Here is a 14,065-nt window from a genome sequence, read left to right as displayed (position 1 = left end):
CAGAGCCCATGAATTATTATGGGAATAAACGGCTTAAGAAATAGATAGACACACCTTATAAAGTTTTTAAATAGTCAATGAGGGCTTTTATTTTAGATTCTTCAAGGTGTTTAAATGGCGGCATTTTCCCTTGCCCGTTGACGATGGTATCTCGGACGTTTTCTTCGCTGGTTGCGCGCCCAGACCGGGGAAGTTTGGGATTTTTAAAAAGCCCCAGCAACCCGGGACCCACCTTGGTATCCTTGCGATCAATAAAATGACAACCTGAACAGTTGGCGGCAAACAGATCCTTACCGGATTGCGTCGCCTTGGCATTTTGTAGTTTGGTAAAGACCCACTCACCGGAGCGCTCCGGCAACTGGAAGGTTCCCACCAAACGGATTTGATTTTCCTGACACGCCAGCTGAAGATCCGCTTTGCCCTTGTCGCCTTTGAAACGGAAGTCCATAGTGACATTATTTCCGGATTGAGCCATCTTATCGATTAAAATATCGCCTGCGAACTGCTTGCCGCTGAACTTACCTGCCTTTTCCGGAGCAAATTGATACACCTTATCAAAATTGGACTTCCAGATCCCGGCCACATCGCAGGCTAATTTTTCAGCATGTGCAACTGCCGGTTTGAAAATGGATTGATTCAAACCGCTATAAATTGGGCCATTGCTGCATTGATGATCCGCCACCACAAAAAGCCAGTCGTTTAAATCCTCCGTATCAAGCGGTATGGGGATAAACGGCGATTCATATTCCCCAACTGGAAAATCCGCTTTTTTATCCTTCAGATCGCCGCTGACCGGCACCAACCGGTAGGATCGAAACCGTTTGGCATCAACTGCCAGCATCTGGGGGCCGAGGTTATCGTTGGCGTCATCAACCCGCATTTTGATTTGAAAGACCTGATCGGAAATTTTTTGGAAACGAATGTCGCTGATCCGCGGATCGTCAGCCGGGTTCCCGTCCACCGGCAAAATCACCGGGATGTCGTTGTCCTCACCCACTTTGATCTGCACCTGTAGCGGAAAGTAGATATATCCTTCACTGTAGACGTGCAGACCCCATGGGCCGCCGCTCGGTAAAGGTATTTTAAACGTGCCGTCAGAACCAATCGCCCCGCCTGCTAAAAAGGCATCGTTGTGCAGCTCACCTTTTTCCAGCGCCACCGCACCGCTGGCAACCACCTTGCCATCGGCTGTGATGACTTTACCAGAGATGAAGGTTTGCCCCCATGCCTGCGCAAAGCCCCAAAGGGTCAAACATGCGCATAGGCATCCCAAAGCAATTCCCAGAATCCTTTTAGATGATCGTTTCGGTTTCATTCGCAATTCTTGTCCTTTTGTTCGGTAAGAGTTAACATTAATCAAACTGACGTTACAGCGTTTTTACATAATCCAGCAAAGCATCCACCTGATCTTCAGATAGGTGCCCGAAGGGCGGCATTTTGCTGAAAGGCGTTTTTAAGAGCTGGCGAAAATTATCATCTGAAACCGAATGCTTGCTGACGGGAAATTTATCCTGCTTGAAAACGCCTTTCAATCCCGGCCCCACCTTGGTTGCCGTGCTGTCGGTAAAGTGACAGGCCGAACAATTTTGCTTGAACAGTTGTTCGCCGGTGGCCGCCATCCCAGAGGCCTCGGCCGCAGCAGGCTCACGGGTACCGTACACCAATTCCCCGCCAAAATATCCCAGGCCGACGACGGTCAGGAGGCAAAGTGTATAGATGGCCACGAGGGTTTTGGTCAGACCGCTGGCCAAAGCGCCGTAAACTGCAGCTACCAAGAGCAAAAATAACAGTATTCCGGCCAGTACCAGCTTCATTTTGATCTCAAACAGGTAGGCACCACCAAAGCGCTGCTGCCAGTCCATCAGACCGAGCAATACAGTCGGAATTGCCATAATCAAGGCCAGTATAAAACAATGCCGGGCACTCTGGGCCACATTTTTGCGATTAAAAATCCAGGCTACCAGAGCGAATAAAAACCCGCCGATAATCAGGCCGGCGGGCAAATGGGTGGCAGGCGGGTGCAGCGGGTGTGTGTAACCAATTTTAGCCAAAATTTGATATATGGATTCAATCATCTTTGAGCCCCCTTCACCCGATACATTGAGATGGGTACCCGTTTAGGAGATTGAGCAGGTTTAAAGGAATGATGCGCGGTTTATTGAGGAACGTTTAATGATTAACGCATCCCCAAGCGACGTGTCAATTGGATTTTTCATCACCCATGTTTTGGCCAGCATATGAGCAGTTGCTTTTAATCATCTATTGAAATCAGCAGTAAAATCCTTATTCAACGAATTCGCGATTGCAAATTTCCTATTTCGTAATTAAAATTTAGCAAATAATGGTTTGTGTGTCAGGTATCAGGTTCTTAGGCTCAGCGTTCAGGGGTTCAGGGTTCAAACGTTTGGGGCTTCGACCCCAAAAGCAGGCGTCATTTCTTCAGCCATTGGCTGCTCGCCCTTGGCTACTGGCAAGAACCAGAGATCTATTTGTGTGATGCAGCAACTGGCGACAAGAAACCTGTTGCCAGACATTGAACCTTTAAGCCAGGCGATAGTCAGCTGACTGTTGCCACCTAAAAGACAGGAAAAGCTTGACCAATGCCACAAAGTGGTATAAAGATTAATGTCGGAAACGATATCTTTAAATAACCATAACCCTTAACAATTCTGGAGAAAACAATGAAAGAGCAGGTTCAAAGCGCGTTGGATGATATTCGGCCGTCGCTTCAGGCTGATGGTGGCGATGTGGAGTTGGTCGATGTAGTGGACGGTGTTGTCACCGTCCGTTTGACGGGTGCTTGCGGCGGGTGCCCCATGTCACAGATGACCCTCAAACAGGGCATCGAAACATACGTCAAAAAGAAAATCCCTGAAATCGTCAGCGTGGAGTCCGTATAATGTGAGCCGTCGAAGAAATCTGACAACCTTGGTTCGGCGAGAACCGTAAAAGAATATATCCCTTATAAGTCAACGCCTTGTTTGTGATCCCTCTGATAATCTTGCCAATCACAAATAGGGCGTTTTATTTTGCCCTGATGACCGTCGGGTAAAATATGGCTTCAACCGTTAGGCTTGCGGACATCGGTACCATAGCGGGCAAATGCGATGGTCCCCACCACACCAAATGCGAAGGCGACAATCAAATTGGTTGCCGGGCTAATCTGCCATAAAAAAGCCCCACTAAAGGCCGCGACAGAGACACACACATCCCGCATAAAATAATACAGACCGTACATGCCGGCTTTGCAGGATTCCGGCGCCAAATCCAGTATCAGCGATTTACGGGTGGGCTCGCCAAATTCTTTTAAGCCTCTGAGCACAAATGCCGAAATCAACCATACAAACGACTGGCAGAATAAGAGCACTAAAGGGAAAAAGGTAAAAAAGATAAAGGTGGCCACGACAAAAGGCTTTTTGGTGGTTTTATCTGCAAAGTGGGCCACCGGAATGTAAACCAGTACTGCTGTGGCCATTTCAATGGCGGTCAGCAGGCCGAATTGAAAAGCCGTTACCGGACGGGTAACTGTCTGCATGCACCAGACCACGACAAAGGCATAGGGAATTTGTTCACAAAACCGGATAAGGATATCGGATACCAGTAACCTTTTCAGCGAAACATCCATCGATTGGAACAATTTCCAAGGATTCTTTTCAGGTGAGATCTGGCAATCGTCACCAGACGTAGCTTGACTATCATCTTCTATTAACTTTTGTTGCAGTAAAACCGCTAATATTGCCAGTGCTAAGGCAACACAAAAAGCAATGCGAACACCCTGCTCAACCCCCCAAACACCAATACACAATCCGCCCAGTATCGGTCCCAGCGCCATTGGAAAGCGACGCACCAGCGAATGCATGGTGACACCCATGGTTCTTTTGTTGGTCGGCAGCACTTTAGCAATCAGACCCATGGTCGCCGGCAGGGATATGGCCGACCAGGCCAGGAAAAAGACAGCACCAATTAAAACCGCCTGCCAGGCCGGGATCAGAATGACGACTAAAAAACCGGCCATGGCCATAAAATTAAACACCAATAGTGATCGTTTAAAACCGATGCGCTCGGATATATACCCTCCCGGAAAGGCATAAACGGCAGATAAGAAATTATCCAGTCCGTTTAGCAGGCCGATCGATATTACACCGCCACCCAATGACAGTAAATAAATGGGCAGAAAGCGCTCGGCCATACGCTCGCCCATGCCCACCAAAACCACCATAAACAGCAATCCAACCGTACTTTGGGTTAATCCTAAAAAATTCGACACGATTTTCAGACGGGTCATCAGTAGGTCTCCAAGTGCAAGTAACCGCCAGTCTAAGTCTTAATGAACTAAGCGGCCGAGGAGCATTTCTGCAGTGCTCATGACAGTAGCGCAATGAGTCAACGACCACACGCACAGCGGGTGGCTTGGGTTTTACCGACACAGGCGGGAAAACACAGGGGCGCGAAGTGCCCCAAACGTTGCGGGTGAAATCGAGTGCTTTGCATCCGATTTGGAAAACCCAATTGTCAGCATAGACATCGTGCACTGTTTGAATGCATTAGGGTGCGTTGCGAAAGAACAGCTTGTGATCTCAAAGCAAGTTGAGAACATGAAATCGAATTTGCGCTTCAACGATTATTTGAATTCGATCCCTGTTCTTTCGGTACACCTCTTATGCATGAGTTTGCACGATACAGTCGCTTAAAATTTATGCAGCTACTAAATCAGAAAAACCATTCTTAATATTAACTGATTGATATTTATATGTTTTCTTAGTGCACACAAATAGTTGTCGGATCAATTTTAGTGCTTATTATTAAACTGAACCTAACCATATGAAAATCATAAAGATCTTTTCTTATTGTCTTTAAGTCAAAATTACAACACGATTCGGAGGTGCAAACATGAGCCATACACTACCTGCGCTTCCATATGCATATAATGCGTTGGAACCGTATTTTGATGAACAAACCATGCAGATTCATCATACCAAACATCACCAGACCTATGTCGACAAACTCAATGCCGCGCTTGAAGGCCAAGATAGTTTCCAGAGCAAAAGCGCCGAAGAACTAATAACGGATCTGAATGCCATTCCGGAGAAGATTCGTACCGCTGTTCGCAATCACGGCGGTGGGCATGCCAACCACAGCTTTTTCTGGCCGTTGTTGTGGAAGGAGGTTGATTTTGCCGGAGACGTCGCAAAAGCCATAACGACCAAATTCGGCGATTATGACAGCTTTAAAGAAAAATTCTCAAATACGGCTGCTTTACTCTTTGGCAGTGGCTGGACATGGCTGGTTGTTAACAAAGGAGAACTTGAGATTACCACCACACCCAATCAGGACAGCCCCCTGAGTCAAGGACAAACACCGATTCTGGGCTTGGATGTCTGGGAGCATGCCTATTATCTGAAATATCAGAATCGCCGACCGGAATATATTGCGGCATTCTTTAATATCATTAACTGGCAAAAAGTTGATGAAAACTATAAAAACGCGATTCAATAGGACCACAGCGCTTTTGAAAGGTAAACCGTCAAACATTCAAAAAAAGCGTTATTCATCTAATCTACAAAAACCAGGAGGGCAGGATGAGTTTCATCCTGCCCTCTTGATCTTTGGGTAGCTAAGATTGTATCCGCGATGCCAATATTTGTGGGGATTTTTGCATCCGTTTCAGGCCAGGGCTTTCATCTTGCGCCAGCCTTCTTCCAAAAACTTCTTTTCACGGTTTAGCCCCCATTCCTTCATGGCCTCGTAGTAAGCACGCAGATCGGTTTTGGCCAGTTTCTGGATTTCATTGCGCTCCTGATTCCTTCTTTCAGTATCATCCGGGGTGATGCCGACCCAGGTGGCATAGCCCTGATCAAATACCCAGGCAGCGGTCACTTCCTGCGGTGCGATTCCCATCGAACCGGCATGGGTGCGCAACACATTCATATCCATTTCAAGAATCCAGTCATTATCCCATATACGTTCCGCGCGTTTGGCGTCTATATCCTGGCTGCAGTTGGGGCAGAAGACTTTTGCCACTGAAGATTCCGCTAAAACCATTTTGCCAAAAAAGATCTCAGCGGTTTTTTGTCCGCAGACACATTTGGTTTTAAAGCTTTCACACATGGGCTGTGCCTCCAATTAAGAATATCGAATGGTCAAATCAACAAAATATAAGCCTATATTTTATCTAACAAAGACATTAAAAAAGGTAATTGATTTAGGTCAAGTAATCAAAAAAGACGTATCAATTGATCATTTCGTCAAGCCATCCAAAATTGACTGGCCAATTTTCATCAACAGCGCTTTGGAATATATTTTTAAAGGAAATAAGAAAGGATTTTACAGATAGGCACGGAAAGTCTTCATAGCCGCATTCCCCAATTCAGCCAAAGTGTGGGCTTCGCTATTTAATCAAACAAGATATGGGATGCAATCATAGTAAAATCAGATTTTTTAGTGGACGTTTAACACTATACCCGATTGGGATGCGGCAGAGCCTTTATGCCTGATATGTACGGTTTCATTATCCTTAATTAATGATAAAAATTTCTCAAATACATGTGAATTTCTCCTATTTATCCTGATATTTTTTTATCTAGTGAATTGTAATTCTAAAAGGCAACAGGTCGTTTGTGATGTTTATAAATCGATTACTATGTGTTTATCAACTAAATGGAAGTCAAGAGGGGGCATGAACTAAAATACGATATGGTTCGTCAAGTGTTTGATCTTCAGAAAACACGGCAATTTTTTTGATGTATTTCGGCAATTATTTCTTTGCCAAAATCCACCCTCATAGATGTGGGTGTTGATGATCGCGGATCCTCGTATGCGGCGCGGTCAGATGGAAAATCCACCCAGCTTTGTTTCCAGATATTCGTCAAGACCCTCGATGGCTCCCTCACGTCCTAAACCGCTTTCCTTCATGCCTCCGAAAGGCGCCGCCGCCGAAGTTGGATTGATATCATTGATGCCGACGATTCCGAAATTCAATCCCTCAAATAAGGTAAAGGCCTTTTTCAAGTCTTGTGTATAAACATAGGATGCCAGACCGTAGCTGGTATCATTGGCCATGGATAGCAGATCGTCTTCGTTTTCATAGGGAATGATGGGTGCAACCGGACCGAACGTCTCTTCCCGATATATGGTCATATCAGCCGTCACACGATTCAATATGGTCGGTGCATAAAAAAAACCTTGGTCCAGCCCTTCTTCACGCAGTCTTTGACCACCAATAACCAGTTCGGCACCATTCTGGATTGCGTCCTGAACTTGGCGGTCAACTTTTTCCAGGGCAGCATCGTTGACCAGCGGACCGATCCTGACCCCCGGATCAAAACCGGAACCGGCCTTCAGTGCTGACACCCTTTTGGACAATTCAGCAATAAATGGGTCGATTAGATCCGTATGCACATAAATACGATTGGGGCTGATGCAAGCCTGACCGGTGTTGAGAAATTTGACCAGCGCCAGCCCTTTGGCCGCATGAATCGGGTCCGCATCGCGGCAAACGATAAAGGGCGCATGACCACCCAATTCCAAAGATACCCGCTTTAACTGTGCTGCGGCCTCACGGGCAAGCATCTTGCCGATTTGGGTCGATCCGGTGAAGGTCAGTTTCCGAACTCTGGGATCATCCAGGAATGCGGCTCCAATCGGCCCCGGCTCCAGGGCTGTCACTAGGTTGACGACACCGGCAGGAATCCCGGCTTTAGCAAAAATGTCAAAAACGGCTATGGCGCATAGAGGGGTTGCTTCGGCAGGTTTTAAGACGATGGTGCAACCTGCCGCTATCGCCGGAGCAACCTTGCGGGTGATCATGGAGATGGGATAATTCCACGGCGTAATGGCGCCGACGACACCGACAGGCTGGCGCAGCACCATAAAGCGTTGATCAGCCCTAGCAGATGGGATGGTCTGGCCGTAGATGCGTTTGGCTTCTTCCGCATACCACAGCAGAAATTCGGCACCGTATTTAACTTCATTACGCGCGGCAACGATGGGCTTGCCCTGCTCCTCGGTCATTATCTTGGCCAATCGGTCCAGGTTTTCCATCATCAATGCATGGGCCGCATAAAGGAACTGGGACCGTTGGTATGCGGTTTGAGAAGACCAATCCGGAAAGGCATCAGCAGCCGCATCGATGGCGCTGATGGCATCAATTCCGTCACCATCCGGAACTTCCCCGATAGGCTCACCCGATGCGGGATTGAATGATTGAAAACGGCGTGCGCTTTTGGCATTTTCCCACTGACCATTAATAAACATTTCTCGCTCTCCAAAATAAGTGTATCAAAATTCCAAATTTATAGGCATCAAGCGGATTCCACCGCTGATACGACAATTCCGCCGCAGCCCACAACACGAATGCGTGCTGGCGGATAATCAGGTTGATAGAAATAACAACTATTCAAAAGGTTATCAGCACACCAGGGGATCTTTTCGAGCTCATGAAACAAAATCATCGATCGAATAAGGCAAAGGAAAGCTATTCAATTCCGTTTTTTATAGGTTGATTGAACAAATTGTATCCTGTCACATTTCCCAAGCCACCTGCTTGGTTGTCGATCAGCTTGAATTTGAGCATTCGTCGATGCAACATTACACAGATTTCCGTCACCTTTAATATGCAATTTTTCGTAGCGCATCTAATTCTTTAACTTTTTCTGCGGTTCGGAAATTTCCTCCTCGATGTTAATAATTTTTCTAGCATAATCGGCGTACTCTTCAAGCGGTGTCGTAAACCGCACCACCAGCTTGGCCCCGTCCGGCGACCCGCCGCCGTGCATACAACCGGGTACGCCGGAGCCAATGGTCAGCCATTCGGACAGGCGTGCGGCTTTAAATCGTGATTCGGCGGATCCGGCGCCGGCTTTCAGACATTTCTGAATAAGATGCCCGTACTGCGGATTGGTAAAATCCTTATAAGAGGGCATGCACCCGGTTTCGACGATTCCGCCGCCGATATCCTGAGTAAGTCGCTTTACTTCATATGGCAGGGTGGCCACCATAACTTTGTTGGTATGGGCGGTATGGGAGTCCGCAAAATAAGAACCGGAGGGATGTTTGGTGCCCAAAGCGATCGCACCGGCCCCCAGGCCGTAGGTGATCGTATTGTTGACGGACATTGTGACCAGCTTGTCAGTAAACACTTTGGCTGACAGCCCATTTAGCCGTGCCATCAGGACCGACGCGCCGATCATCACATCCCCCTGCCCGGCGACACAGGCACCGATACAGGCGCGGTAATTGGCGGTGAAATATTGAATAACCTTCCCGGTGTATTTAAACTCCTTGCACAGAAACACCCTTTCTTTGGGTACAAAAACATCTTCGAATAGCAGCCATCCCTGGGTAATACCCGTATCCGGCGTTTCGACAGCAGCTGTATCCTCCAGCTCTCTCCGATCGCTGGGTCTGGTGGCCTCTACAATAGTCAACCCTTCAATATCTCTGGGCACAACACAGGCAAGCGCATAATCCTGATCTGCCTCACCGTAGACACTGCCCGGCAGCAGAAAAATCTCCTGGGAAGCTGCCGTTCCGCAAATCATTAACTTGGCCCCGCGAATGACGATGCCGTCTTCCCGAACTTCCTTTATCCGCAGGTTGGTGTCGGGATCGGGCTGCTGGGAAGGTTTCAGGCTGCGATCGCCTTTTGCATCCGTCAGGGCCCCGGCGACTGTCAGCCCTTTACTCTCAGCCGATAGGATCCAGTTTTTCAGTCGAAGTTGGTAATCAGTTCCGTTGGCCTCATCCATTTCACCACAAACGGCCCACATGACGTTCATGGCATTCCACCCGACGCATACCGCTCCGGTGCAGCTGCCGGTGCGCCGATAATTCTGCCGTTTCATGCGCATATTGGCGATCAGATCTTTTGAACTCTGCATCATGGAGTTCCAGCGTAAAATTTTGTCGCCGGAAAAAGTTGATGTCGTTGAGTAAATGTCTTGCAATGCCGGATCATTGGCTGCATCGTAATTCAACGCGTGGCTCTCCACTGTTCTTTTTGTCGCAGGATGGGTCGTAACATCTTCAATAAGCTCGCCGAACTTGAAGATATTCGGTCTAAGTTCGCGCAGCGCCTTTAGATAGTCTTCTCGTTTCTTTATTGCCATGTTTTATCCCCTTTCATGTCCTGACAAATGTTATCGATAAGGACAAAATTAATTTGACTATTCGCAGGTATTTTCTTTCTCCTGGTACTGCTTTATTTGTTCGATCAATGTGGGCAAAAATTCTCTACAGTCATCGACAATACCGTAATCGACCTGCTCAAATATCGGTGATTTGGCATCATTGTTGATGGCGACCATTACCCGGGCGCCGACGATACCGACCATGTGCTGCTGCTTTCCAGACAACCTACGCCGATATAAACCTCCGGGAGCACCATTTTTCCGCTCATCGGTGAACGTAAAATCAATCATTTTAATCTCCTCCTGCCAATAAATTTATATATCTCTATATTGCCAAATTCAATCTCTGAGTTTATTGAGATAATCAATCAAGGAGTTAATGGATTTATCCAGAGCTTCATATGATCTATCCACACTGAAATTAACCGAAGCTCCTAGCATGCCGTTGAAGATTATCTCTGTAACAGTGGTTGTGTCATTGCCGCTGTATTGCATTGCAGGCGATTGGCCATTATCCAATATTCTCTTGAGCATCGTCTTGAGGCCGACAAAGCCTTTCTGAACTTCCCTGGACAGGTGCGGACGTGAGTTACCCAATTCAACTGCAAACATAATAAATATGCATCCGCCGGGAAAATTTTCTGAGTCTAGAAGATAGCTTTCCTTATAATTTAAAAGCAGCTGCTCAATTTTGCTGATGGGATCATCTATTTTATCCAGGCCTTGCAGGTTGCGTTCGCGCCAAATTCTGCGGGCTTCGTTCAGAACCTGGAAGAAAAGGTCTTCTTTGCTTGCAAAATGATTGTAAAAACCGCCTTTGGAGGTACCGGCAGCCGAGAGGATATCCTGAATGGATGTGCTTAAAAATCCATTAAGCGAGAAGAGTTTTAGAGATTCGTGAACGATGGTATTTTTAAGATTCAATTGACATAACCTCAAAATAAGGGTAAGACGGACCGGTCGGTCTGTTCTTAGCAATCCGGCACTATTTTGTCAAGTGCAGTTTCTGCTATATGCCGGGCCTTTTTTGCGAATTTCTTTTCAGCACGTTCCATAAAAATGTTTCGTTTGATCGATATTTTTTACACGGCTATGCATCCAGTCAAATGAGGTGGATCGATTATGAAAATTTGACATCCCGGGCAATATGCACCCTTCTGAGGACTGCAGGTTGCCCTTCCCACAGGACCATAATTAAGAGGAGGAAACCGTGGATTCGAAGAAGAATAATTATGAGATGGACCTCGAAAAAAATGCAGCGAATTTTGTTCCACTTTCGCCTTTGTCCTTTATCGAAAAAACCAAAGATATATATCCGAACTATCCCTCCGTAATATATGCCGATCGAAACTACACCTGGCTTGAAACCTATAATCGCTGTCTGAAATTTGCCAGCGCCCTTGAAAAACACGGCATTGGATTAGGGGATACGGTCTCAATTATTGCAGCAAATACGCCCGAAATTTTTGAAACACACTACTCGGTCCCGATGACCGGGGCGGTTCTCAATACGATCAACACGAGACTCGAAGCCGATACCATCGCATATATTCTGGATCATGCCGACACGAAGGCATTTATTGCCGATACTCAGTTTTCTCCTGCGGTCAAAGAGGCCCTGACCAAGCATGAAAAAGAAATTTTGGTGATTGATATTGAAGACCCGAATGCAAATTTGCAGAATGGCCAGGGAGAATGCCTCGGGGAATTTACCTTCGACGAATTTCTGGAAAAAGGGGATGCCGATTATCAGTGGAAGAGGCCCCTTGATGAGTGGCAGGCGATTACACTGAATTATACCTCCGGGACAACGGGCCGGCCCAAAGGCGTCGTCTACCACCATCGCGGCGCTTATTTAATGTCCATGGGGAGCGTCATTGCATGGAATATGCCCAATCATCTGAAATATCTCTACACGGTACCCATGTTTCACTGTAATGGATGGGGATACCCGTGGACGATTGCCGCTCTGACAGGAACGGCCGTCTGTTGTCGATATATCATTGCCAAAGATATCTATGATCTAATCGTCGATCATAAAATTACGCATTTCGGCGGAGCGCCCATCGTTCTGAATATGATCGCCAATGCACCGGACAATGAAAAGCGCAAAATTGATCACAAGGTTTATGCCATGACTGCGGGTGCACCGCCGTCGAGCGCTATACTGGAGAAAATGGAGGGTCTTGGTTTTGAAGTGATGCATGTTTACGGCCTTACCGAAACATACGGGCACGTACTTCACTGTGCCTGGAATCCGGATTGGGATGATTGTTCCATGGGCCAGAAGGCCGAAATCAAAGCGCGCCAGGGCGTGAGGTATCCAATGATGGAGGAAATTGATATTTTCGATCCCCTGACGATGGAAACGGTGCCAAGAGATGGTAAAACAATGGGTGAAATCATGATTCGCGGTAATACGGTCATGAAAGGATATTACAAAAATAAGGAGGAGACTGAAAAATCTTTCGAAAATGGATGGTTCCACTCCGGAGACCTGGCTGTCATGCACCCGGACGGCTACATCCAAATCAAGGATCGCTCCAAAGACATCATTATCTCCGGAGGAGAAAACATCTCTTCTGTTGAAGTCGAAAATGTCCTGGCCAAACACCCGGCAGTCTCTCTGGTAGCAGTCGTTGCCAAACCACATGAGAAATGGGGAGAGACCCCATGTGCTTTTGTGGAGCTCAATCGCGGTTATGAAGAAACGACCGAATCCGAATTAATCGCTTTCTGCAGGGAAAATATGGCCGGATTCAAAAGGCCTAAAAATGTTGTCTTCTGTGAGCTACCGAAGACTTCAACCGGTAAGATACAAAAATTTGAATTAAGGAATTGGGCCAAGGAGATTTAATCCGTACCATCTTTCAATAGCCTGTCTTGAAATGTGGGCGAAAAATTTCTTGTTTGACAAATGGAAAAAAGACTAGAAATTGGGCAGGCAATGTGAAAATATTTACCTCATCAAAGAGTGTTTGTGCGGAACAGAGAGGAGCGGTTGCCCCTCTCTGTTTTAAATTGCATGGCTATTTTTCTTTTTTGATTTGCGCAATGTGTTCTTTAACAGCCTTGGCTTCCTCCTGCAGATCCGCTAGATGCGTTTCTAATGCTGCAATCCTTTGTTTTTTGGTCATAAATCGGGGCCGCGTATACGGGGGTTCATCGCATCCGCAATCACAGGCCATTGGCGGGCCCCATCTCTGAAATCCATGATGACGGGTCGTTTGACAACACATAATAACACCTCCTCTCTTTTAATATTTAAAAATATACGCATATACTAATATAATAAATTAAAAAAAATGGCCTCAACCGGCTACAAAATCATCGCCCAGGGTTTCTCGCAGCGCTTCGCGGTATTTTTTTAGTCCATCCGGATCAAGTGAATAGTGCATAAAGGACCCACGGCGATCACCATTTACCAGACCCGCCTGCCGCAAGATACGCAAATGCTGCGAAACAGCCGATTGGGTCACCCCGAGCTGGTGCGCCAGCGCATTGACGCATAGCGGTCCGCCCTGGCAAACCCCCGGCGGGCAGTCATTTAGCAACTTCACCAATCGTAGGCGCGTCGGATCAGATAGGGCCTTAAATATGTCAACCAGCTTTTCGACTTTGTCCATAATCAATATTAGTATATGCTAATAAACTAAATATATGCCTTCACTATACTTATGTCAAGGGGAAAATGATCTGTATGTCAACTGACCTAGGACTGGATTTTTTTTGAGAGGATGTGGGTGGCGCTGCCCAGATACATCTCAGCGGCTTCGCCCTCGGTTTCTGAAAGGGTTGGATGCGGATGAATGCTCAAGGCCATATCTTCAGCCAAAGCACCCATTTCAATGGCCAAGACTCCTTCGGAGATTAGCCCTTCCGTATCACGGCCGCATATCCCCACACCGACGATCCGGCCGCTGTCCGGATCAACCATA

General features: G+C 46.9%; 14 protein-coding genes. 3 read left to right on the top strand and 11 right to left on the bottom strand.

Annotated features, from left to right (window positions below):
* Positions 1–55 precede the first annotated feature (55 nt).
* Together QNJ26_17410 and QNJ26_17405 are read right to left on the bottom strand one after the other, a co-directional pair.
* A complete protein-coding gene (locus QNJ26_17410) occupies positions 56–1,315 on the bottom strand; it encodes a cytochrome c (GenBank protein ID MDJ0987321.1) in 1,260 nt (419 codons plus the stop codon).
* 52 nt (positions 1,316–1,367) lie between these two features.
* Positions 1,368–2,075, bottom strand: coding sequence for a c-type cytochrome (locus QNJ26_17405; GenBank protein ID MDJ0987320.1), 708 nt, complete (start codon positions 2,073–2,075; stop codon positions 1,368–1,370).
* A 606-nt stretch (positions 2,076–2,681) separates the two neighbouring features.
* Between QNJ26_17405 and QNJ26_17400 the strand changes: the two genes are divergently transcribed.
* Positions 2,682–2,900: a NifU family protein gene (locus tag QNJ26_17400; GenBank protein ID MDJ0987319.1), complete on the top strand. Its 219-nt coding sequence runs from the start codon at positions 2,682–2,684 to the stop codon at positions 2,898–2,900.
* A 161-nt stretch (positions 2,901–3,061) separates the two neighbouring features.
* Here QNJ26_17400 and QNJ26_17395 read toward each other — a convergent pair whose 3' ends face one another.
* On the bottom strand, positions 3,062–4,285 hold the full coding sequence (locus QNJ26_17395) for an MFS transporter (protein MDJ0987318.1): 1,224 nt from the start codon (positions 4,283–4,285) through the stop codon (positions 3,062–3,064).
* A gap of 605 nt (positions 4,286–4,890) precedes the next feature.
* Between QNJ26_17395 and QNJ26_17390 the strand changes: the two genes are divergently transcribed.
* Positions 4,891–5,496, top strand: coding sequence for a superoxide dismutase (locus tag QNJ26_17390; protein ID MDJ0987317.1), 606 nt, complete (start codon positions 4,891–4,893; stop codon positions 5,494–5,496).
* A gap of 168 nt (positions 5,497–5,664) precedes the next feature.
* On the opposite strand, the gene QNJ26_17385 is transcribed toward QNJ26_17390, so the two are convergent.
* The 5 genes from QNJ26_17385 to QNJ26_17365 form a co-directional block, all read right to left on the bottom strand.
* Positions 5,665–6,108: a hypothetical protein gene (locus QNJ26_17385; GenBank protein MDJ0987316.1), complete on the bottom strand. Its 444-nt coding sequence runs from the start codon at positions 6,106–6,108 to the stop codon at positions 5,665–5,667.
* 717 nt (positions 6,109–6,825) lie between these two features.
* The gene (locus tag QNJ26_17380) at positions 6,826–8,253 is read right to left on the bottom strand and encodes an NAD-dependent succinate-semialdehyde dehydrogenase (GenBank protein ID MDJ0987315.1); all 1,428 of its coding nucleotides are present in this window, start codon (positions 8,251–8,253) and stop codon (positions 6,826–6,828) included.
* Between the two features lie 380 nt (positions 8,254–8,633).
* Positions 8,634–10,106: a 4-hydroxyphenylacetate 3-hydroxylase N-terminal domain-containing protein gene (locus QNJ26_17375; GenBank protein MDJ0987314.1), complete on the bottom strand. Its 1,473-nt coding sequence runs from the start codon at positions 10,104–10,106 to the stop codon at positions 8,634–8,636.
* 57 nt (positions 10,107–10,163) lie between these two features.
* Entirely contained in the window at positions 10,164–10,418 is a 255-nt protein-coding gene (locus tag QNJ26_17370; GenBank protein MDJ0987313.1) for a hypothetical protein, read from the bottom strand.
* A gap of 48 nt (positions 10,419–10,466) precedes the next feature.
* On the bottom strand, positions 10,467–11,051 hold the full coding sequence (locus tag QNJ26_17365; GenBank protein MDJ0987312.1) for a TetR/AcrR family transcriptional regulator: 585 nt from the start codon (positions 11,049–11,051) through the stop codon (positions 10,467–10,469).
* Between the two features lie 286 nt (positions 11,052–11,337).
* Between QNJ26_17365 and QNJ26_17360 the strand changes: the two genes are divergently transcribed.
* On the top strand, positions 11,338–12,984 hold the full coding sequence (locus QNJ26_17360; GenBank protein ID MDJ0987311.1) for an acyl-CoA synthetase: 1,647 nt from the start codon (positions 11,338–11,340) through the stop codon (positions 12,982–12,984).
* 172 nt (positions 12,985–13,156) lie between these two features.
* On the opposite strand, the gene QNJ26_17355 is transcribed toward QNJ26_17360, so the two are convergent.
* From QNJ26_17355 to QNJ26_17345, 3 genes are all read right to left on the bottom strand, one after another.
* Positions 13,157–13,366 carry a hypothetical protein gene (locus QNJ26_17355; protein MDJ0987310.1) on the bottom strand — a complete coding sequence of 70 codons (210 nt, stop codon included), beginning with the start codon at positions 13,364–13,366 and terminating at the stop codon, positions 13,157–13,159.
* A 72-nt stretch (positions 13,367–13,438) separates the two neighbouring features.
* Positions 13,439–13,753, bottom strand: coding sequence for a metalloregulator ArsR/SmtB family transcription factor (locus QNJ26_17350; GenBank protein ID MDJ0987309.1), 315 nt, complete (start codon positions 13,751–13,753; stop codon positions 13,439–13,441).
* Positions 13,754–13,839: 86 nt separating this feature from the next.
* On the bottom strand, positions 13,840–14,065 hold a 226-nt coding region (locus tag QNJ26_17345; GenBank protein ID MDJ0987308.1), incomplete at its 5' end, for a dihydrolipoyl dehydrogenase.

This window comes from Desulfobacterales bacterium (genome assembly GCA_030066985.1).
Classification (GTDB): domain Bacteria; phylum Desulfobacterota; class Desulfobacteria; order Desulfobacterales; family JAHEIW01; genus JAHEIW01.
The sequence above is the reverse complement of the archived record's forward strand: the minus strand, read 5'-3'. Positions and strand labels throughout refer to the sequence as shown.

Excerpts from the sequence above, each read along its gene's own strand:
- QNJ26_17410 (MDJ0987321.1), bottom strand. The coding sequence starts at position 1,315 with ATGAAACCGAAACGATCATCTAAAAGGATTCTGGGAATTGCTTTGGGA.
- QNJ26_17405 (MDJ0987320.1), bottom strand. The coding sequence starts at position 2,075 with ATGATTGAATCCATATATCAAATTTTGGCTAAAATTGGTTACACACAC.
- QNJ26_17400 (MDJ0987319.1), top strand. The coding sequence starts at position 2,682 with ATGAAAGAGCAGGTTCAAAGCGCGTTGGATGATATTCGGCCGTCGCTT.
- QNJ26_17395 (MDJ0987318.1), bottom strand. The coding sequence starts at position 4,285 with ATGACCCGTCTGAAAATCGTGTCGAATTTTTTAGGATTAACCCAAAGT.
- QNJ26_17390 (MDJ0987317.1), top strand. The coding sequence starts at position 4,891 with ATGAGCCATACACTACCTGCGCTTCCATATGCATATAATGCGTTGGAA.
- QNJ26_17385 (MDJ0987316.1), bottom strand. The coding sequence starts at position 6,108 with ATGTGTGAAAGCTTTAAAACCAAATGTGTCTGCGGACAAAAAACCGCT.
- QNJ26_17380 (MDJ0987315.1), bottom strand. The coding sequence starts at position 8,253 with ATGTTTATTAATGGTCAGTGGGAAAATGCCAAAAGCGCACGCCGTTTT.
- QNJ26_17375 (MDJ0987314.1), bottom strand. The coding sequence starts at position 10,106 with ATGGCAATAAAGAAACGAGAAGACTATCTAAAGGCGCTGCGCGAACTT.
- QNJ26_17370 (MDJ0987313.1), bottom strand. The coding sequence starts at position 10,418 with ATGATTGATTTTACGTTCACCGATGAGCGGAAAAATGGTGCTCCCGGA.
- QNJ26_17355 (MDJ0987310.1), bottom strand. The coding sequence starts at position 13,366 with ATGTGTTGTCAAACGACCCGTCATCATGGATTTCAGAGATGGGGCCCG.
- QNJ26_17350 (MDJ0987309.1), bottom strand. The coding sequence starts at position 13,753 with ATGGACAAAGTCGAAAAGCTGGTTGACATATTTAAGGCCCTATCTGAT.